16 protein-coding genes are annotated in these 20,514 nt (G+C 42.4%); 3 read left to right on the plus strand and 13 right to left on the minus strand.

From position 1 onward, the window contains the following. Positions 1-38: 38 nt before the first annotated feature. From IQ13_RS10375 to IQ13_RS10395, 5 genes are all read right to left on the minus strand, one after another. Entirely contained in the window at positions 39-1,823 is a 1,785-nt protein-coding gene (locus IQ13_RS10375) for a vWA domain-containing protein (protein WP_158637367.1), read from the minus strand. Positions 1,824-1,860: 37 nt separating this feature from the next. Beyond that, positions 1,861-2,409, minus strand: a complete 549-nt coding sequence (hpt, locus tag IQ13_RS10380) for a hypoxanthine phosphoribosyltransferase (protein ID WP_144886308.1) — start codon at positions 2,407-2,409, stop codon at positions 1,861-1,863. A 5-nt stretch (positions 2,410-2,414) separates the two neighbouring features. Beyond that, the gene (locus IQ13_RS10385) at positions 2,415-3,719 is read right to left on the minus strand and encodes a glucosaminidase domain-containing protein (RefSeq protein ID WP_144886309.1); all 1,305 of its coding nucleotides are present in this window, start codon (positions 3,717-3,719) and stop codon (positions 2,415-2,417) included. An 8-nt stretch (positions 3,720-3,727) separates the two neighbouring features. Next, complete coding sequence (locus tag IQ13_RS10390) at positions 3,728-4,366, minus strand: O-methyltransferase (protein WP_144886310.1); 639 nt, start codon at positions 4,364-4,366, stop codon at positions 3,728-3,730. 72 nt (positions 4,367-4,438) lie between these two features. Then, positions 4,439-5,905, minus strand: coding sequence for a sodium:solute symporter (locus IQ13_RS10395; protein WP_144886311.1), 1,467 nt, complete (start codon positions 5,903-5,905; stop codon positions 4,439-4,441). Positions 5,906-5,986: 81 nt separating this feature from the next. Between IQ13_RS10395 and IQ13_RS10400 the strand changes: the two genes are divergently transcribed. Then, a complete protein-coding gene (locus IQ13_RS10400) occupies positions 5,987-6,517 on the plus strand; it encodes an LOG family protein (protein WP_144886312.1) in 531 nt (176 codons plus the stop codon). Here IQ13_RS10400 and IQ13_RS10405 read toward each other — a convergent pair. From IQ13_RS10405 to IQ13_RS10430, 6 genes are all read right to left on the minus strand, one after another. Then, entirely contained in the window at positions 6,514-7,089 is a 576-nt protein-coding gene (locus IQ13_RS10405) for a hypothetical protein (protein ID WP_144886313.1), read from the minus strand. The genes IQ13_RS10400 and IQ13_RS10405 overlap by 4 nt on opposite strands. A 16-nt stretch (positions 7,090-7,105) precedes the next feature. Then, positions 7,106-8,524: an FAD-binding oxidoreductase gene (locus tag IQ13_RS10410; protein WP_144886314.1), complete on the minus strand. Its 1,419-nt coding sequence runs from the start codon at positions 8,522-8,524 to the stop codon at positions 7,106-7,108. A gap of 69 nt (positions 8,525-8,593) precedes the next feature. Then, positions 8,594-9,622 (minus strand): PorP/SprF family type IX secretion system membrane protein, encoded by a 1,029-nt coding sequence (locus IQ13_RS10415; RefSeq protein WP_144886315.1) that lies wholly within the window; start codon positions 9,620-9,622, stop codon positions 8,594-8,596. Positions 9,623-9,702: 80 nt separating this feature from the next. Further along, positions 9,703-13,332, minus strand: coding sequence for a DUF7948 domain-containing protein (locus IQ13_RS10420; RefSeq protein ID WP_144886316.1), 3,630 nt, complete (start codon positions 13,330-13,332; stop codon positions 9,703-9,705). A 71-nt stretch (positions 13,333-13,403) separates the two neighbouring features. Beyond that, positions 13,404-15,524 carry an ATP-dependent DNA helicase RecG gene (gene recG, locus IQ13_RS10425; RefSeq protein ID WP_144886317.1) on the minus strand — a complete coding sequence of 707 codons (2,121 nt, stop codon included), beginning with the start codon at positions 15,522-15,524 and terminating at the stop codon, positions 13,404-13,406. Positions 15,525-15,560: 36 nt separating this feature from the next. After that, positions 15,561-16,709: a glycosyltransferase family 2 protein gene (locus IQ13_RS10430; protein ID WP_144886318.1), complete on the minus strand. Its 1,149-nt coding sequence runs from the start codon at positions 16,707-16,709 to the stop codon at positions 15,561-15,563. A gap of 75 nt (positions 16,710-16,784) precedes the next feature. Between IQ13_RS10430 and IQ13_RS10435 the strand changes: the two genes are divergently transcribed. Both IQ13_RS10435 and IQ13_RS10440 read left to right on the plus strand, forming a co-directional pair. Further along, complete coding sequence (locus IQ13_RS10435) at positions 16,785-18,851, plus strand: caspase family protein (RefSeq protein WP_144886319.1); 2,067 nt, start codon at positions 16,785-16,787, stop codon at positions 18,849-18,851. Between the two features lie 44 nt (positions 18,852-18,895). Then, a complete protein-coding gene (locus IQ13_RS10440; protein ID WP_144886320.1) occupies positions 18,896-19,300 on the plus strand; it encodes a hypothetical protein in 405 nt (134 codons plus the stop codon). A gap of 119 nt (positions 19,301-19,419) precedes the next feature. On the opposite strand, the gene IQ13_RS10445 is transcribed toward IQ13_RS10440, so the two are convergent. Both IQ13_RS10445 and IQ13_RS10450 read right to left on the minus strand, forming a co-directional pair. Further along, entirely contained in the window at positions 19,420-19,776 is a 357-nt protein-coding gene (locus tag IQ13_RS10445) for a response regulator (protein ID WP_242009546.1), read from the minus strand. Between the two features lie 101 nt (positions 19,777-19,877). Next, on the minus strand, positions 19,878-20,507 hold the full coding sequence (locus IQ13_RS10450) for a response regulator (protein WP_144886322.1): 630 nt from the start codon (positions 20,505-20,507) through the stop codon (positions 19,878-19,880). Between the last annotated feature and the right edge of the window lie 7 nt (positions 20,508-20,514).

Below are 20,514 nucleotides of genomic sequence, written 5' to 3' on the forward strand. Positions count from 1 at the left end.
TTTCGCTGCCTCTTTGCTTTGGTTAAAGTTGGAACAAATCAAAACAGGATGATTTCTTCCTTTGCTTTTTTCTTTTTAGTAAACCATCGGCGGCGTTCTTTCACCGGTTTATAAATTTCTTTTGCTTTGATGACCAGCTGTAACATTTCCTGTTGCCAGTAATCGTTCGAGTTTACACAGGTGTTAAGTAAATTAATTAACGATTCCCAACTATACACTTTCAGGTAAGGCGATTGTTTCAACATTAATCCAAACATCGCAACAGCAGCTGAGAACCGATAATTACTGTCAACTGTATACAACGATTTATAGTTGTTGGTCAGTCTGTATGTTTCCGTTTGCTTTTCTTTTGTGTTGACCGTTTGATAACCCAGCTCGGCAGTAGCAAGTTCCTCCTCTGTATTGTATGGGCTGTTCATCTCCACTTCAAAAACGGCCGTAACAATATGCCCTGTTCCTATTTCACCACCTTCTAAAATACTTGCACTATCGGCCAACACATCTTTCCGGTTATCGAAACCAATTAAGCGGTACTTCTTTATTTGCCTTGCATTAAAGGAAGCATTCAGGTACGCATCATCTACCACCACATACAAGGTTTGCATCAACTCTTTTACCAAAACTTTTTCTGCTTCGGGTATATTATCGAGGTACGCAAAGTTGCCGTTTCCTTTTTTTGCCAGCACCTCCAGTTTCGAATCTTTATAGTTACCCATACCAACACCAAGGCAGGTAAGATAAATACCCGTCTGTTGCTTTTGAGTAATGAGCTGCATCAATGCTTCTTCGCTCGATTCGCCTACGTTGAAATCACCATCTGTTGCAAGGATAACACGGTTGTTACCACCTTTAATAAACTGACTCTGCGCAAGCCGGTATGCCTGCCTGATGGCTGCTTCACCCGGCGTATCACCACCTGCAGCAAGCGAGTCAATCACTTTCATGATCTTTTCTTTTTCGTTACCACCTGTTGGTTGCAGTACTGTACCCACAGTACCACCATACACCATAATAGCCATGGTATCAATTGCACGCAGGTTCTGCACCATCATGCGTAAAGCAGTTTGCAATAAGGGTAACCGGTTTGGCAGATCCATCGATCCGCTTACATCAACCAAAAAAACAAAATTGCTGGGTGGTAATGAATCGTAATTGATCTTTCGTGCATGTAATTGTAAAAACAACAAACGGTCCATCGGATTCCATGGGCAATCGGTGAGTTGCGATTCAGTATAAAATTCTTTTCCCAGCTCGGGTGCTTTGTATCGTTGCGGAAAATAGTTGAGCATTTCTTCGATACGCACCGCATCTTTCGGTACAGCTGATTTCATATTAATAAACCGCCTGATGTTGCTGTACGATGCTTTATCAACATTCAACGCAAAACCAACCGAAGGATATTCTGCTGCATAATTAAAACTGTTTTCAATTTGCTCCGAATAAGTTTCACCGTTGGCAATACCAAAACTATTCCGCTCCTGTACTTTATCCTTTGTTACAGAAATTAATTTGCGTTTCGGATTACTGATAGCTGAACTGGGTTTTAACTCTACCGTGTTGAACTCGTTGCTGCTAAGCACCACTGTTTTTTCATCGTAGCCATGCAGGAAAAAGCTGACGGTATCGCTTACTTTAGCCGAAGGCAACCCAAAGCCACCAGTTGAACCGGATTGATAAAATGAATTGGAAGAATGAACCCGGATACGTACCAATGCAAGCCCAACACCAGCTGCATCTTTTACTTCGCCACGGAAATAGTATTGTGCATCCGCCACAAGTGCGAACAGGAGCAAGCACACCAAAGTAATGAACCGTGGTTTCATAATAATCTCCTGCTTCGCCGGGTTAGTAAGTGGCTTATCAGGCAGGGTTCTCTGTGAGCTGGTAAATTTCTTTGAGGTTACGCCCAAGACCATCATAGTCTAACCCATAACCCAGTAAGAATTTATTCGGCACCGAAAAACCTAAATAATCAATTTGTATAGGGTAGGTTGTTGCTTCGGGCTTGTGCAATAAGGAAGCAATTTTTAACGATGCAGGATGCTGGTTATGCAACTGCGGTAAAAACTCGTTCAGCGTTTTACCGGTATCAATAATATCTTCAATCACCACCACATGCCTGTCTACAATATCGGTATCTAAACCTATAGCGGTTATTACCTGGCCTGTTGACTTTGTTCCTTTGTATGAAGCAAGTTTTATAAAACAGATTTCTGCATCGATATGTATTTGCTTGAACAGATCGGAAGCAAACATAAACGATCCGTTAAGAATGGCAATAAACAACGGCTTCTTGCCTGCATAATCAGCATCAATTTGTTTACCCAAGTCGGCAATGCGTGCAAGCACGGTTGCTTCCGTCATGTACGGAGTAAAATATTTATCGTGGACCTTGATGATTTCTGACATGCAGCTTATTTATTAATGATGAGTTCTGTTCCTTCTTTTAATTCAGTACCGGCCAGTTTATTCCATTGCTGAATTTGCGTCAGCGATACTTCGTATTTTTTTGAAATACTATACAAGGTTTCTTTTGGCTGTACAACATGTACAATTACATCTTTGTGCTGCACAACTGCTGCTGTTTCGCCAGTTACGGGTTGCGTTGATACTTCTTTTACAGCTATTGCCAATTTGGGTGTTGCCGGCGCAGGCGATTGTAAATACAATTGCTCACCTACGGCAGGCTGCATATTCACAGTCATCTGGTTTAACTGCAGCAATGCATCTAAACGGATGCCCTGGCTTTGTGCAATATCGTAAACTGTTTCACCTGCTGCCACTACATGCACCGGATTAACTCCTGTTCGGCGTTTGCGTTGCAGGTACACGAGCTGATCTTTTTCCAGCACTTCTGCTTCTTTCAGATCATTAAAATCGAACAACCATTTTAACTGCACATTGTACTGCTGTGCAATAGCCAAAAACGGCGTTCCTTTTGTTACATACACAACTCTTGTATCATTGATTTTGAATTCGCCGTTTGGATAACTTACTGTTGTTTTTACAATTTCTGTTTTTGGTTGTTCTTTTTTAGGCTCTTCCTTTTTCGACTCTTCTTTCTTTACAACTACAACTACTTCCGATTGAGATTTTACTTCTGCCTGCGGAGCAACAGGTTGATGTACAGTTGCAACAGTTGCTATTACCGGCGTTGTTACAACAGGTTGCTCGTTCTTTGCAAGAATGGGTTCGCTACCTGTTTTCTTACCTAATGCAATCAGTGAATATTCGTTGAGGTTATATCGTTCGATATACTTGATGAGTAAAGCAGGATAGGCAGGGTTGGTTGCGTAACCGGCTTTCTTTAAACCATATGCCCAAGCTTTGTAATCAGCAGGATCCAGACTGAACAGAAAATTATAATGCTTACGAGTGCGTAAGAAATTAGAATGATCGATGTATGATTCCTCCGCATTGTTGTACACACGGAAACATTCGCCCGGAGCGTCATCATCATGACTCACAGACGGTCCTGTCCATGTTTCTTTACACTTGATGCCAAAATGATTGTTTGATTTTTTTACCAGCTTACTGTTGCCATTCTCCGTTTCAACAATGCCCTGTGCCAATGTAATAGATGCAGGAACACCTGTGCGGATCATTTCCTTGATTGCAATTTCCTTGTATAGATCAATGTACTCTTCAATTGTAATTGTTTGTGCATTTGCAGTTACAAAAGCAAAAAGAGCCATAGACAGATACAGCAGTCTCCTCATAGTATATTTTATTTTTTTCGGATGAGAAACAACCCGTCTCTCAGTGTTAACATTATTTTTTCTACTTCCTCATCAGCAGCAATCAGTTCATTGAACGCATGTACTGCTTTGCCGTTTTTACCTTTGATTTCTTCTTCCAGCACATCGCCATGAAACAGCACATTGTCTGCAAGTATCAACCCGCCACTTCTTAAACGTGGTTTCACCAGCTCGTAGTATCTGGCATAACCTGTCTTATCTGCATCAATAAACACCAGATCCCATGTTTCGTTCAGCTGCGGAATAATTTCCAGTGCATTGCCAACATGTAGCTGAATACGATCCTGCAAACCGGCTTTTTCAAAATTCGATTGTGCTATCGCCGCATCAGTTTCACGCATTTCGATGGTATGTAGTACTCCATCTACAGCAAGTCCTTTTGCAAGGCAAATACTGCTATAGCCAACCATGGTTCCAATTTCGAGTATGCGTTGAGGTTGTACCAGTTTGCTGATGATTTCAAGGAACTGTCCCTGGAGATGACCGCTGAGCATATGCGGCTGCTTGTGCGATTGTTCCGTTTCGGCTGTTATGCGCTTTAACACTGCATCTTCTCTGGAAGAATAAAGTGCTGCATATGCTTCGGCTTTCGGGTTGATCAACTCCAAGTAAAAACGTTTCGGCAAAGATAAAACACATGACCCGAAAACAGGCAATAAACCCCAAGCAATTGGCAATACCTACTGGCTGACAGTTTGCTTTGTTCCGGCTTTATGTGAGATGGTTAACAAACCAATAAAGGTTAAAAGTCCGTTGATGATGAGTAACTCGAGCCCTACTTCGAACGAACCGAATAACTGCTTTTGAAACTTATCAATAAAAAAGCAGATGACGGGAGCCACAATACATACAACAGGCACCAGCCGGTCTTTCACCGCACGTTTTGTAATAATGCCAAAAGTAAACAAGCCAAGTAACGGACCGTAGGTATATGCTGCTACTTTTAAAATAACACCAATCATGCTTGGTTCGTTTATCCATTTGTAAACCATCACCAACAAAAGAAATAAAGCAGCAAATGAAAGGTGCACACGCTGGCGTAATTTTTTCTTTTCAGCATCACTTATATCGGTGCGGCGCTGCATACCAATAATATCAATACAGAATGATGAAGTGAGCGCTGTAATGGCACCATCTGCACTGGGAAACAAAGCAGAGATGAGTGCGATGATGAAGATCACGGAAACAATCGGCGGCATATGGTTCAATGCAATGGCCGGGAATAATTTATCGCCAACAGCTGTAATACCCTGTTGCTCTGCAAACAATAACAATACGCCACCAAGGAACAGGAACAACATCAATACGATCATTAAAATAAAACCCAGCGTAAGTACATTCTTTTGGGAATCTTTCAATGTCTTCACGGAAATATTCTTCTGCATCATTTCCTGGTCCATACCCGTCATGGTAATGGTAATGAACGCACCGGCTAATATCTGTTTCAGGAAAAACAATTTACTGGAGGGATCAGTAAAGAAAATCTTCGAATACCCTTTTTCATTCATGGCAGAAATACTGTCGCCAAAGCTCAAGCCCATTTGGTTTAACAAGTATATAACGCATATTACCAGGCCCGATAACATAAACGTTGTCTGCAACGTATCTGTCCACACAATTGTTTTTACGCCGCCTTCGTACGTGTAAAGCAATATCATGAGCAGAATAACAAGTGTAGTAAGCCAGAATGGAATGTTGATGTTAGCAGGTAATGCATCCTGCAGAATTTTTACAACAAGATAAAGCCTTGCAGTTGCTCCTAATGTTCGGGAAAGAATAAAAAAAGAAGCGCCTGTTTTGTAGGCTTTAAATCCCAGTCGGACACTGAGATAATTGTAAATGGAAGTAAGATTGAGTTTGTAATACAACGGCAACAACACATAAGCAATGGCCACATAACCGATGAGGTAACCGATGGTGATTTGAAAGTATGCGAACGACTCTTTTGCTACCGCACCCGGCACACTTACAAACGTAACACCGCTGAGCGAAGTGCCGATCATACCAAACGCCACCAACATCCAGTTACTGCTGCGGTTACCGATAAAAAAGGAGTCGTTATTGGAGTTTTTGGAAGTATACCAGGCTACAACAAGCAATAGTAAAAAATAACCAAGCACAAATGAAAACAGCAATAAAGGCGACATACCAAATTGTTTAAAAATGAAGATAAAGAATTAATCGTACGGTAAACCAGTTTCTGTATTTTGCGTTACAGAACTTTAACTATGCAACTATCCTCACTCGCTGTTTTTTGCGGATCAAAATCGGGCAACGATCCTCTGTTTATTGCTCATGCAAAAGAGCTTGGTCACTTAATGGCCGAACGAAATATTAAATTGGTGTATGGCGGTGGTGGCAAAGGCCTGATGGGAGCTGTTGCAGATGCGGTGATGGAACGCAACGGAAAAGTTGTGGGTGTTATTCCCGAAGTATTATTAGAATGGGAAGCCCAGCACAAAGGCATTACGGAGCTGCATGTAGTGGCAGATATGCATGTGCGTAAAAAAATGATGTACGAATTGTGCGATGCGGCAGTAATACTTGCCGGTGGGTATGGCACCTTGGATGAGTTATTTGAAATGCTTACCTGGAACACACTGAAGATCCACAATAAAAAAATCTTCATTCTCAACAGCAATGGCTTTTACAACAATCTAATTGCACACATGCAAAAAATGTTCAACGAAGATTATTTATACGAACACCCCGAAGACCGGATTGTTTTTGTAAACAGTCCGGCAGAAATTTTTGCTTAACGTTTTTGCGGCTTCAGGTAAAACATAAAGCCTGTGCGGAAAACAGGCAGTAATGTATTTGTTTGCCTGTCTACATACGGCGAATTTGGCTTGCGTAATACATCAATCATAATGCTTGTAAAAAACTGCGCCCTTCCTATTTGCCTTGTTCCATAACCTGCACCTACCAATACGCTGGGGCTGGTATACACATCTTTTACCGAACCGTATTGATCGCTGTACTTTTCTGAAATCCTGTTGTATTCAAACTGGCCGGTTATAAAAAACTGGTTAACGATCCAGCCTCGAACGTATGGCCCTGCACCGTATGCAAAGAATTTGTACGATGTGCCTCCGCCAAAATTTTGTGTGATATAGTTGATATTGGTGGCAATACCCACATCAAGAAAGTTGTTTAAACTATAGCCGATCTCAGGGTTAAGACCAAGTATCCAGCCCTGTGAAAAACCTACGTTAATACCTGAACCAATGTACATCTGGTCTTGCTTAAACCCTTTTTCACGTTCATCTTTTTGTGCAAAAAGGTTGATACTAATCAATAGTAAACAAAAAGCAACTACAGTTCTTTTCATACTTTCTATTCGTTTATTACAGATCGAAAATTTTACCCGGGTTAAGAATATTATTGGGATCGAAAGCACGTTTTATTGCACGCATCAGTTTCAGGTTGGCTTCTTTCATTACAATATCCATATACCCTTTTTGAATTAAGCCAACACCATGTTCGCCGCTGATGGTTCCGCCAAGCCCATGTACCAATGCAAACATAGCACGCAAGCACTTCGCCATTTCTGCATCGCCATAGCTGTTGGGCGTACCTTCTTTGTGAATGCGTATATGCAGATTACCATCGCCTGCATGACCGTAACACACCACTTTAAAATCGTACTGTTTGCCCAACTCTTTTACACCTTTAATCAAAGCAGGCAGTTCTGCACGTGGCACCACTGTATCTTCTTCAATAGTATACCCAACCATCTTTACCGCTTCTGCCACACGACGACGCAACTTCCACAGTTCAGCTTTTTGCTGCGCATCATCTGCAAAGTACAATTCGCCAATATCATATTTCGTTAACAGTTCGCCAATTGCCTCCATGTCTTTCATCAGCACATCCATGTCGTTACCATCTACTTCAATAATCAAATGTGCAGCTGTATCTTCTGTAATTGGTACGGCAGAACTATCTACTATTTTGCTTACAATTTGCAATGCATCAATCTCCACCAACTCTAATCCGCTCGGTACAAATCCTGCTCTGAAAATTTCGCTTACAGCTTCACCTGCCTGTTCTAAATTTTTAAACGGAACCAGCATCAGCAAATCGTACTTCGGCAATGGAATTAACCGCAATACAATTTTGGTAACAATACCCAATGTGCCTTCGCTGCCCACAATTAAATGCGTAAGATTATAACCGGTTGAATATTTCAACACATTGGCGCCTGTCCAGATTACTTCGCCGTTTGGCAACACTACTTCCAGGTTCAGCACATAATCACGCACCACACCATACTTTACTGCTTTAGGACCTCCACTGTTGGCCGAAATATTACCACCAATGAAACAGCTGCCCCTGCTGCTGGGATCGGGCGGATAGAACAAACCAACTTTCTTCACTTCTTCCATGAGCACTTCGGTAATTACACCCGGCTCAGTTATTACCTGGTGATTACGTTCATCAATTTTGAGTATGGTCGTAAACCGCTCGGTAGAAAGTAATACGCCACCTTTATCGGCCAAGGCTGCACCGGCAAGTCCTGTACCTGCACCACGTGGAGTAACAGGAATACGCATTTCGTTGCACAATTTCATGATGGCACTGATCTCTTCTGTTGTGCGTGGCTTCACTACCACTTCGGGAGGGAAATGAAGATTCTCTGTTTCATCATGCGCATACCTGCTGAGCGACTCTTCATCAACAAAAACAAACTGTTCGCCAACAATGGACTTCAATTGTTCAACAATCTGCTTGTCCACTTTTGCATATCCGTCAACTGCAATCATGTGCTGAAATTTTGGGCGAAATTCGGAAAGGTAGTGCAGGCGGCAAAATCTAATAAACGAACCATTTTATTAAAACCTCGGACAGAGGCTTTGCCTGCGTTGGCTTTTATCGCCAAAGTATTCGCTGTAATAACCGTTTTTGATCAAAGAAAATTCATAGGCCCCGTTTGCATTATTGAAGCGTGCAAGGTTACTTGTTGTAGCATCATAGGTGAACGTAAAGCGAATGTCTTTCCATTCAAGCCCAATCATAGCAACCGCAGCATCATTCCAGCGGTAATAGGCTCCGCCAAAAACTACTACACTTCCATCGCCCAAAACATTGTGTGCAAGGTTACCGCCAAACACCAACTCATTGGCTTTTGCCTGTGATGAAAAATAAGCGTTGGGATTGACAATCCAATCGTCATTTACTTTAAAGCTTCCGTTTAAGAAACCAATGTAACGGCGTGGCACTTCATTAATACCGTTGCTGAAAAATGTTTCTTTGGGTTTGTTGATGTGATGTACCGAAACACCTGCATTGATATAGGTATTCTCCGTCGGGAAATACGCATAATTCATTCCTACCTGTAAATCGAAATAAGAAGTATTCGGATTATTTAAAACAGATTCGCCGGTAGGTGCGCCTGCATCAAAAAACTTTCCGTTCCATTGATTGTCGAATGTAAGCTTTGTAACATCTAATCGCTTGTTGGCATAACCTGCATTAAACCCTGCGCTCAACAAACTGCTTAAACCAATCATCTGGTGATATGCAACTGAAGCATACACTTTATTGGAACGGAGGTTACCTCGCCCGGCAACATCATTCAACAACACTGCACCTAAACCCACCCATCCGTTTTCAATTTTATTGCGGAACACCTGCGCATCGCCCCATACACTCGATGTACGGTAGGGCACAGGTATTGAGGTCCACTGATTACGAAAGTTGCCGCCAATACGATAATCTGCTTCAGGAATAAATCCTGTATTCGCAGGGTTGGTTGTTAACGGCGAATTCATAAACTGAGAAAAATGCAAATCCTGTGCTGCTGCAGTTATATGCAGCAACAATAATAATAACGCAGCACCGGTAATTCGTTTACACATCATAGCTCATCATTTAAGCATTTGTTTCGCTGTCGGTCTTGGGTTTGGTCAATCTGCAGGATATTCGGGTACTGAATTGCTCATTAACGTATCAACGTAACGTCTCCTTTCTTCTTTAGTTTTTCGCCGGTAAAATATTCCACATCTAAAGTCCAGGCGTAAGCATCCATTGGTTGTGGAATGCCTTTGTATTTCCCATCCCAGCCAATGTTTTGTGTGCGGCTTTCAAACACCATTAAGCCCTGTCTGTTGTACACACGCAACGTCATTTTGGTAATACCAAAACCACGTACCATAAACACATCGTTAATGCCATCGCCATTGGGTGTAAAGGCCGATGGCAGATCATTTACAATATTGATGATGGCTTCTACAGGAATACATACGGAATCCACACAACCTGCAGCATTGGTTACCGTTTGGCAAACAGTATTAATGCCCGGCGATGTATACTGATGAATGGGATCACGAAGATTGGATGTATCACCATCGCCAAATTCGTACAACCATTTTACAACATCGGCAGATGCTGTACTTGTAAAACGTGTAGGCGTATTTTCCTGCGATGGATTCGGACTGTATGTAAAGCCGGCTGTTGGCGGACCAACTGCCTGGAATGTACGTTCGGTAGAATCTACTGCGTTACAACTGTTCGGGTTAAAAATATATTGTTTGATGGTGTAGGTGCCGGGTGTATTGTACGTAAACCCGGGCGAACGGTTAGTAGATGTTTGTCCATCGCTGCTTACCCACAGATAAGTCAACGCACCAAGCGATGTATCTACTACATTAACCGTATCCGGTACACATACATTCGATACACGGAAGCCGGCTTTTATGTTATCAATAACCTGGAAGTTGACAAAGCCCGATGAATCGCCAAGGTTGCAATAATTTGAATCGATCAATACCAAACGAACATTGTACGAACCAACACCCGGGAACGTATGTGCAATTGGCGGAGCAAAGCCGGGTATGGTATCATTCTTCGAACCATCGCCCCACACCCACATAAACGATTTCAGACCAAATGGTCTTGATGCTGTTCGTATATCGCTGGTGTTTGTGAAATTAAACGTTAAGCTGTTGCAGTTCTGTCTTGCAAAGTTGAAACCAACATCAACCGAATCGGTCGTAACACGAATACGCATCATTGCCGAATCTTTTACATTACAGGAGTTACTGTCAATACCAATCACTTTTACATCAAAGAAACCGGTAGTCGTGTACGTATGTGTGAAAGGGTTGGATGTGGTGGTATCGTTCCTTGAACCATCGCCCCAAATCCAGATGTATTGTTTTGCTTTACGGATTGTATCGGTAAACTGAATTGTAGCAGGCAAACAGAAGTTTAATTGTTTGGCACCAACAGCACGCAACGATACATCAATACCTGCCAGATCGAAACGCATCTTCACCATACCAAGATTACAACCGCTGCCTCCGGCCGGGTTTACATTACCGTACACACCCGCCGAAATAGGGAATGGCGATGTTAACGGGGTACCACTGTTTACATTTTTACAGTTGGCACAAAGCGCTTGGTAAATAACACCATTGGCGTCAAAACGGCTGGTACCACCATCTACGTGTTCCAAACCGCCACCGCCGCCTAACTGGCCAAAGAAGCTGCCGTATAATTGTGAGGCTGCATTTTTCTGTAATACAAAAAAGTAAAAATCGCTGCCATCGGTGTTTCGCTGAAATGCATCAGGTGTAACCGGCAAGCCAGTTGTGCCTGCACTGGGATAACCTGTACCTCCAAAGTTGTTGGCTCCACCGCCCCAACCGGATACGTACACGTTTTCGCAATTATCTACCAGAAAAGCAACCGGTGAAATATTAGGACTTAAAGCACCATTTGTTCCAAAGGTTGTTGAGTATACAAACGCACTTAAATCGGGACGCAGCTTCGCAATAAATTGTCTTGAATTGGGCACTGAGTAAGTTGCATTCAATACCGGCCAACTACCGGTAGTGGTGCCCATTACATAAGGAAACCCTTTACTATCGAACTGCACACCATATACAATATCGATATTACCTGTACCCAGGTATGTAGAACGGTTTAAACTAACCGAACCTCCATTGTCCTGTAAACGGGCAAGGTATCCATCGGCTAAACCACCATTATAAGTAGTTTGCAGTGTACCGCCCGCACCCAATGGAAAATTGGTACTGCCGGTACCGCCACCAACATAAATATTTGCGGGGTTTAGCGGATCGTAGCTCAACACAAAACCGGCATCATCGCCTGAGCCACCAAGTACTGTGCTCCAGATAACAGCGTTTGCATTGGCATTTATTTTCAACACAACTGCATCTTGGTTGCCACTTAAACCCGATTGAAACCCATTTTGAACAGGAAAGCTTGTGGTACTGCCTGCAGCACCCGGTGATCTTGTTGAGGAGGCCAGTAATATATTTCCATCGGCAGCAAAAATCACCTCACTGCGACCATCATCGCCATAAAAACGCTGTAATGAGTTTGCGCCGCCACGACTGGCTGTAATATTTACACCGTCATCACCGGTACCACCAATGCGTAATGAGCCAATGATTGCAGTACCTGTAGGATTGATTTTTGTAACAAAAATATCGTAGCCACCACCTGCACCAACCAGTGTTCCGGGAAAGTTTGCACCAGAGTTTGTACGTCCGGCAATAACAAGATTTCCTGCAGCGTCGGCAATTAAACTGTGCGGCTGATCGAGACCGTTACCCCCTAAATAGGTGGCATAAATCCGTGTTCTTCCATCGGGCGAAAGTTTGATGATCGCAATATCCGGCGGCACACCTGAGCCGCCTCCCGGACCACCACCACCTGTACTTTGTATGGCGCCTGCTGTAACAGGAAAGCCTGTTGGCTGTGCAATACCACCGCCAAAAAAACTTCCGTCGGCACCCGGTGTTGCTGTAAAACCCCAGTTATCTGCCGTGCTGCGGCTAAAAGATGAGAACACCAATGTAGGATCGATGATTAGCACTGTTGATTTATTGTAGGCACTTACATCGAAGCTCACCGTATTACCTGTTACCTTGTATTTATTACCCACTACTTCCCGTTTGCCATTTACAAACTGGTACGAATAAGGTTTCAACTCACGGGCTTCACCAACCGATGTAGAAACAATCAGCTCACTACTGCGGATGCTGATTTTGTCGGCGCCTTCGTAACGCATCTGAATATTGGAAACATCGGCACCAGGATGAACAACAAGATCGTACTTCAGCTGATCGTCTTGTACATAATAGCGCACATCGATATTCGGATAAACATTTTTATAGGTAATTGCCTGGTAAGTTTTACAACCGCTTGCCCATTTAGAAGGATCATTTCCAATAAAATAATTCTCAACGCCCGGTAATGGCTTTTCCATGATGGGGGTTGAATTGAAATTTCCTCCAAGGAATTTTACCCGAAAAGCATGTGCCCTCAATTTATCGGGAGCTGTACGGAATTGTTGTTTAGCTGTTGAATCAAATCCATGACCATGATTAAACTCAGCCAATCGGAGATAATCTTCCGGATGATTGATTAAGATACTGTACCCGTCTTTGGTTAAGAAGAAAGCACTGTTGCCGGCTTCGGTTTTAAAGTGCACCTGTGCATCCCACTGCCCTTTGTTTTCTACAAAATACAATTGTGCAAAGCTGCACAGCGGTACAGCCAGTAACAGAAACGGAACAGAAAGGAGTCGGAGTACTTTCATGAGTTTTGATGCTGATCTAATGGACTTTGAATTTAATTATTTAAAACGGAAATACCCCGGCACATATTTCATTACGCAACTTTACTCCATTCCGTTTTTCCTTTTTTCGACAACAGGTAGTTTTTTAACAGCAAATTTTCTGCCGAAGAAAGATCAGGATCGCTTTGCAGCAGTTCGTCGCTAAAGATTTTTGCCTGTTCCAGAATTTCTTTGTCTTGGACTATGCTTGCAAGCTTAAAGTTTAACGTACCGCTTTGTCTTGTTCCTTCAATATCGCCCGGCCCTCTCAGCTCAAGATCCTTTTCTGCTATCAAAAAACCATCATTGGTAGCACACATTATCTTTAACCGTTCTCGGGCATCATTCGTTAATTTACTCCCTGTTAAAAGAATGCAAAAACTCTGTTCGCTGCCCCGGCCAACCCTTCCACGAAGCTGATGCAGTTGCGAAAGACCAAAACGTTCGGCACTTTCCATCACCATCACACTCGCATTGGGCACATCTACTCCCACTTCAATTACGGTTGTGGCCACCATAATCTGCGTGTCGTTTGTTTTAAACCGCATCATGTTGGTATCCTTCACCTCGGGTTTTTGTTTACCATGCACCATGCTGATGTAGTACTGCGGTTCAGGAAAAAATGCTTTCACTTCTTCATACCCCTTCATCAGGTTTTCAAAATCCATTTTCGAACTTTCTTCAATCAGCGGATAAATGAAATAAGCCTGCCGTCCTTTGGCAATTTCCTGCTTTACAAAATCCATGATCGATGGCCGGGCTGTTTCGTACCGGTGAACGGTTGTAACAGGTTTCCGGCCCGGAGGTAATTCATCCATTACACTGTAATCCAGGTCGCCATAGGCTGTCATTGCCATGGTGCGTGGAATGGGCGTTGCCGTCATCACCAATACATGTGGCGGCAGCTTGCCTTTGGTTTGCAGTTCGGCCCGTTGGGCAACACCAAAGCGATGTTGTTCATCAACAATAGCCAGCCCAAGGTTTTGAAACTGCACCGGATCTTCAATGAGCGCATGTGTACCTACGATTAATTGAATATCGCCCGATTGCAAACCCTCTAATATTTTTTCTCTTTCCTTTTTTTTGGTTGAACCGGTAAGCAGTTTAACTGTTAGCGGCATTTCCCGCAAAAGATTCGACAGACTGTTGAAATGTTGCTGGGCAAGAATTTCGGTTGGCGCCATTAAACAGCTTTGGTAACCGTTATCGGCCGCCAGTAACATGCTTAACAAGGCAACAATGGTTTTACCGCTGCCTACATCGCCCTGCAGCAAACGATTCATTTGGTGACCACGTGCAGTATCCTGCCGGATTTCTTTCAACACTCTTTTTTGTGCACCGGTTAACTGAAAAGGCAAATGATGATTGTAAAAATTATTGAACAGCTCGCCCACTTTATCAAACACTACCCCTTTCGAAAAACGATGACGGTTACTTTTGATCATACCCATCCGCAACTGTGCAATAAACAGCTCTTCAAACTTTAACCTGCGCAAGGCAGCATCGTATTGCTCCTGATCGGCTGGAAAATGAATGGCGCAATAAGCCTGGTAGCGAGATGGAAATTTTAATTTCTTCAGAATAGGTTCAGGTAAATTTTCCGGCAAGTCTTTCGGGTGAAGTTGCGGCAACAAGGCTGCAGTAAGCTTGGCAATATTGCGGCCGTTGAGCCCACGCACTTTTAATTTTTCTGTTGCAGGATAAATGGGTTCCAATACCGATTTACCATCTGCATTATAAGGCGTACGTACTTCCAGTTCGGGATGTACAATCTGCGGCTTGCCCATGAAAAAACCCAACTTACCAAACACCAAAAACTCTTCGCCAATGGCCAACATTTTCTGCACCCAGCTGATGCCCTGGAACCAGGTAAGCTCCATTGTGCCACTGTTATCACGAATATGTGCCACCAACCTCTTGCCTTTTCGTTCGCCCACCACTTCAAAATCAGTTAAGCGGCCCGCTACCTGCACATATTCCATTTGCATATTGATTTGCCCGATGGGTGTAATCTTTGTTTTGTCGAGATGGCGGTAAGGAAAATGTTCGAGCAGATCGTTAAATGTAAAAATGCCGAGTTCTTTCTTTAACAGATCGGCACGCAAAGGCCCAACACCTTTCAGGTATTCAATGGGGCTGCTTAGTATAGAAGCTGTTGTATTGATAGTTGTAATTAAACCGTGAAATTATTGAAGAATCGTTTTGCAACATTAACGCCGTGCTTTTTCCCACAAAACAGACTGCCCCTTTGTAAAATACCGAACGAGTCCGGCCAGCATGGCTGCATGCATAAACACAATATAAAACGGCACAGTAAAAAGAACGAACGATTTTTTTTGTCTTGCCAAAACATAACCAACTGCGGCAAACACGTAAAACAATAATTGTAACGAAAAAAAGATACTATAAAAAAGTTCATCTGTTGTAAGCACAAGCATACCGTTAGCAAGCAACATTACAATTAAAGCCGGTCCGCAAAACAACCAGCGTAACACCCGGTGCGAAAAAAACTGGAAACTTAACAGCGGGTAGCGAAACGGATTCAATGCACGTTTTACAAGAAACAACGACTGCATACCACCAGCAGCGATTCGTGTTTTCCGTTTCCATTCATCGGCTAGTGAAAGCGATGCAGCTTCTGTGCTCACTGCATCTGCAGCATAAGCTACCTTCTTACCCTGCATATTAACAGACAGCGACAAAAAGAAATCGTCTGTTACAGCATTCGCAGGAATAGGAACATACAATGCCTTTTTAAAAGCAAACAACTCACCGGCTGCTCCTACAACTGTATAAAAGTTTGTTTCCTGTTGTTTCAACCACGATTCGTAACGCCAATACAATCCTTCACCCGATACCGTAACTCCTCTTGCATCAACCACTTTCTTTTCGCCGGCAACAGCGCCCGTTGCATCATCATTGAGTTTAAGAACAAGCTGTTTAATTGCCTGCGGAGCAAGTGATGTGTTAGCATCGGTAATAACAATTACGGGGTTTTGGGCTTTTTCCACAGCTTCATTCACAGCAACAGATTTACCTTTTCGCAAACCCGAATGCAGTACCAATACACCGGAAAAAGAAGAAGCAAGTGCAGCAGTATCATCGGTGGAACCTTGCGCTGCAACAATTACCTGCAGTTTTTCAGTTGGGTATTCTGCAGCAAATGTGTTTTTAATTTTATCCGCAATTACTGCTTCTTCGTTATATGCTGCTATTATAACCGTAATAAAAGGTAATTCTGCCTCTGCCCCGTTTTTCTTACTGCTTTTAAACACTGCCAGTACAGACAACAGCAACGGATATCCCACATAACTATAAAAAATAATTCCAACAGCAGTATTAAACAGTACAGCCCACATGCGCTAAAAATAAAAAGAATGAGGCGAACGCCTTCATGAAACTCAAAAACAAGACTAAAATACCTTCAAGTGGGTATGATACCAATTTATTTTAATCACTATTATTGCTCTGAAATTGTTACAACCACCCGTTACAACATGAAGCTGATCTTCTGTATATTATTAAATGTGCTGTTAGTAAATGTAACCGCACAAGTACCCGAGAAGTATGCGTTAATTGTAGCCATTTCTAACTATGCACCTTCCACCGGCTGGAATCCCCTTAATTCAGAAAACGATATTCCGCTTATTAAAGAGTCCTTAAAGCGTCAAGGATTTAAAGAAGCAAACATTCGCATTATTCGTGATAAAGAAGCTACCAAGCAAGGCATTTTGCTGGCCATGCAGCAACAGCTCATCACCAAAGCAAAACCCGGTGATATCTGTGTATTTCATTTTAGTGGTCACGGACAACAGGTAATGGATAATAATGGCGATGAAGCAGATGGTTACGATGAAGCGCTTGTTACCTACGATTCGCCCATGGAGTACGAAGGTGGTACTGAAAAACATTTGCGTGATGACGAATTCGGTTTTAAACTGGAAGAAATAAGAAAGCATTTAGGCAGCAACGGCAACCTGCTGGTAATTGTTGATGCCTGCCATAGCGGTACGAGTACACGTTCCGGATTAGGCAACTACAGAGGTACAACAACCAAATATGCACCAAAAGGATACAAGCCTGCAACAAATACAAAAACCATCAACGAAGGATTATTTAGTTTGGGCGAAAGCAAACCAGGCCTTGCTCCAATGAGTGCATTTTTTGCATCTGCTGCCTCCGAGCTGAACCAGGAATGTGGTGAAGAGCATTGCGGCAGCTTATCGTTGGCATTTTCAAAAGCATTGGCAAAAGCCGATGCCAAAACAAGTTATCGAGGTTTGTTTGATAACATTCGTTTAGAAATGAGCAAAATGGTACCCGGCCAAACACCCAATGCCGAAGGCGACCTTGATAAAGAAATTTTTGGCGGTGCGGCTTTAGGTAAACCCACTTATTACACAGCCGAAAAAATTATTGGCAAAAAGAAAATTACCATCGGCTGCGGAAAAATTTACAGTGTGTTTGCAGGTACAACCTTACTCATCTATCCATCCAATACCTACAACAAAGAAACTGTAAAACCTTTGGCAAAAGCAGTGATTACTGCCGCCGGCGATTACAGCAGCGAAGCAGAACTGGATACCGAACTAAGCGAAGATGTTTTGAAAACAGCTTGGGTATTTTTAGATGAAGTAAGTTTTGGCGATTTAACCGTACCTGTAACGGTAAAAATCAAAGACGCACAACTTCAGCAACAAGTACAAAAAATACTGAGCCAGAACAAACAGGCAAAACTTGTAGCAGAACAAGGTGATGTATTTATCGAACAAGGTGCAGATGGTTTTTCTGCAGATTCATTTTATATTTCTACATCGGGAGATTATCGTTTAGGTGCATACAGCAACAAAACAACAGATGAAGCCATTGCAGCTTTTATCAATACAAAAATTGCAGGTTATGCACGTGCTGCCTACCTGCGCAATCTCAACATGAAAAACGAAGAGCTGAATGTGGTGTTTGAATTTGTGCCGATAGAGTATAAAAAAGCAGAAGGAAATAACAATGCCATCATTAAAGATCTGCCGTTGAAGAGTATTACAGATGCATCGGGCAATATCGTTTTTCAACACGACGACCGTTACAATTTACGCATCATCAACAACGGACAGGAACGGTTGTACTACAACATTCTGGAAATACAACCCGACAATCTGGTGAATGTATTGTTTCCGGCAAACAATCAGCAACCCATGGATTGTTTCATCAACCCCGGCGATACCGTTCGTTTAACCCGCATCTTTCGCATTGGCCCACCCGATGGTATGAATGTAATTAAACTGGTTGCAGCACGCTCTCCTTTAAACCTGCGTCAGGTGTTTGCAAACAATGGTCTTTCACGTGGTGACGTACCTAAGCCCAACAATCCGTTTGAAAAATTAATGCAGGGTATTAATAAAACAGATGCTGTACAAACGAGGGGTAGTGGCGAAGAAACCATACAGCCCGATGCTGTAAATATTTTTTCAGTACCATATAAAATCGTTCCTAAAAAACAATAATTCTTTCATCATCAATTTTAAACCTCAACAAAAAAACAAACAGTATGAAAAAGTTAGTATTTCTCATGTTCGCCGTAATTGGTTTAACCGTTGCATTCGGTAACAAAGCAACTGCACAAGCTGCAACTAAAAAGAAAGTAGCTGTAATTGCACAGGAAGTAAAAGAGAAAAAAGATTTACCTGGCCCCGAAGCCGGACCAAGAGAAAAGAAAACTCGTGGTTATTGCTATGCCTACTTTGATAACTACACAGGTCACTATGTAGATATTTGGGTAGAAGGCATTTACCAGGGTCGTCTTTCTCCTTATGCAACTTCTGTACGTATTGATGTTTGGGTACCTGGTAACTGGACAAAATGGTATGCTGAAACAACTGACAAGAGTTTGTATTGGAGCAACAGCAGCTATTGCAACGACAGCCGTGTATTTACTTTGAACCTGAAGAGATAAGTATTGTAACTACCTTAAAAAACAGAGGGTATAACAATTATGTTATACCCTTTTTTTATTAGCAAGCAATTATCCTGATTAAACAAAGAGGATAGGTCATCATCAAAAATTATCGTTATTTAATTTTCCAGCATTTCTGCAAGCAATACCGGAATTTTTTCAAAGTCGGATGTTTTATCGAGAAAATGTTCTGCGCCCAACTCTAAGCATTTGCGCCTGTAACTGTCGAATGCCTGGTTCGTAATCATTATTACCCGGCAAGGTTTCTTGTTGTTTTTTATATAGTTCAACAAATCAATACCGCTTTTGCCCGGCAAGTTTATATCCAACATGGCAACCTGTAAATCAATGGAATCGATAAAAGGTACAGCATCTTCAAAGCTGGCAGCCGTATAGAATCGAACTGATTGGAAGTCTTCTGAAAGAATTTCAACCATCCGTTCTGTATAGCTAACGTTATCATCTACAATCAACACCAAGGTATCAGCAATTTAAGTTGCAAGGGCAAATTATCCCATTTCAGTATAAATGAGTATCGAGCCTTTAACCGACAAAGTGTAGTAAAACAACTACACAATCAGATGAGTTTCTTTTCGAGGGCGTAACGTGTAAGATCGGCATTTGATTTCATGCCCATTTTCTCTAACACCCGGGAACGATAGGTACTTACTGTGGTAACGCTCAAAGCAAACTGGCTGGCGATTTCGCTTACTGCTTTTCCACTCGCAAGCATTTTAAAGACATCGAACTCCCTGTCGGAGAGCTTTTCGTGCAGTTGATCGGAAGCATCTTCTTCAAAGGCTTTTGCCAGTTTTTCGGCAATTGTTGGGGTAATAAATTTTTTGCCTAATTCAACGGTTTGAATGGCCCTGATAATATCGTCGTGAATGGTTTCTTTACCTAAATAACCTGCAGCACCTGCTTTAAGTACCCGTAACGCATATTGATCTTCGGGATACATGCTCATAATCAGCACCGGCAGTTTGGGAGCCATTTGCTTTATTTGCGATAAAGCATCGAGCCCGCTTCGGCCCGGCATGCTTATGTCGCAGATAACAACATCCCAGTCGTTTTGAATAATTTTATTCACCAGGGTTTCTGCATCGCTTGCTTCACCAATTTCTGCCGAAGGATATTCTTCTAACAATAATAAACGAAGTCCCCGCCTTACAATAGCATGATCGTCTGCAATTAAAATTCTTTTCATAATGCTG

This window comes from Lacibacter cauensis (assembly GCF_007830055.1).
Classification (GTDB): domain Bacteria; phylum Bacteroidota; class Bacteroidia; order Chitinophagales; family Chitinophagaceae; genus Lacibacter; species Lacibacter cauensis.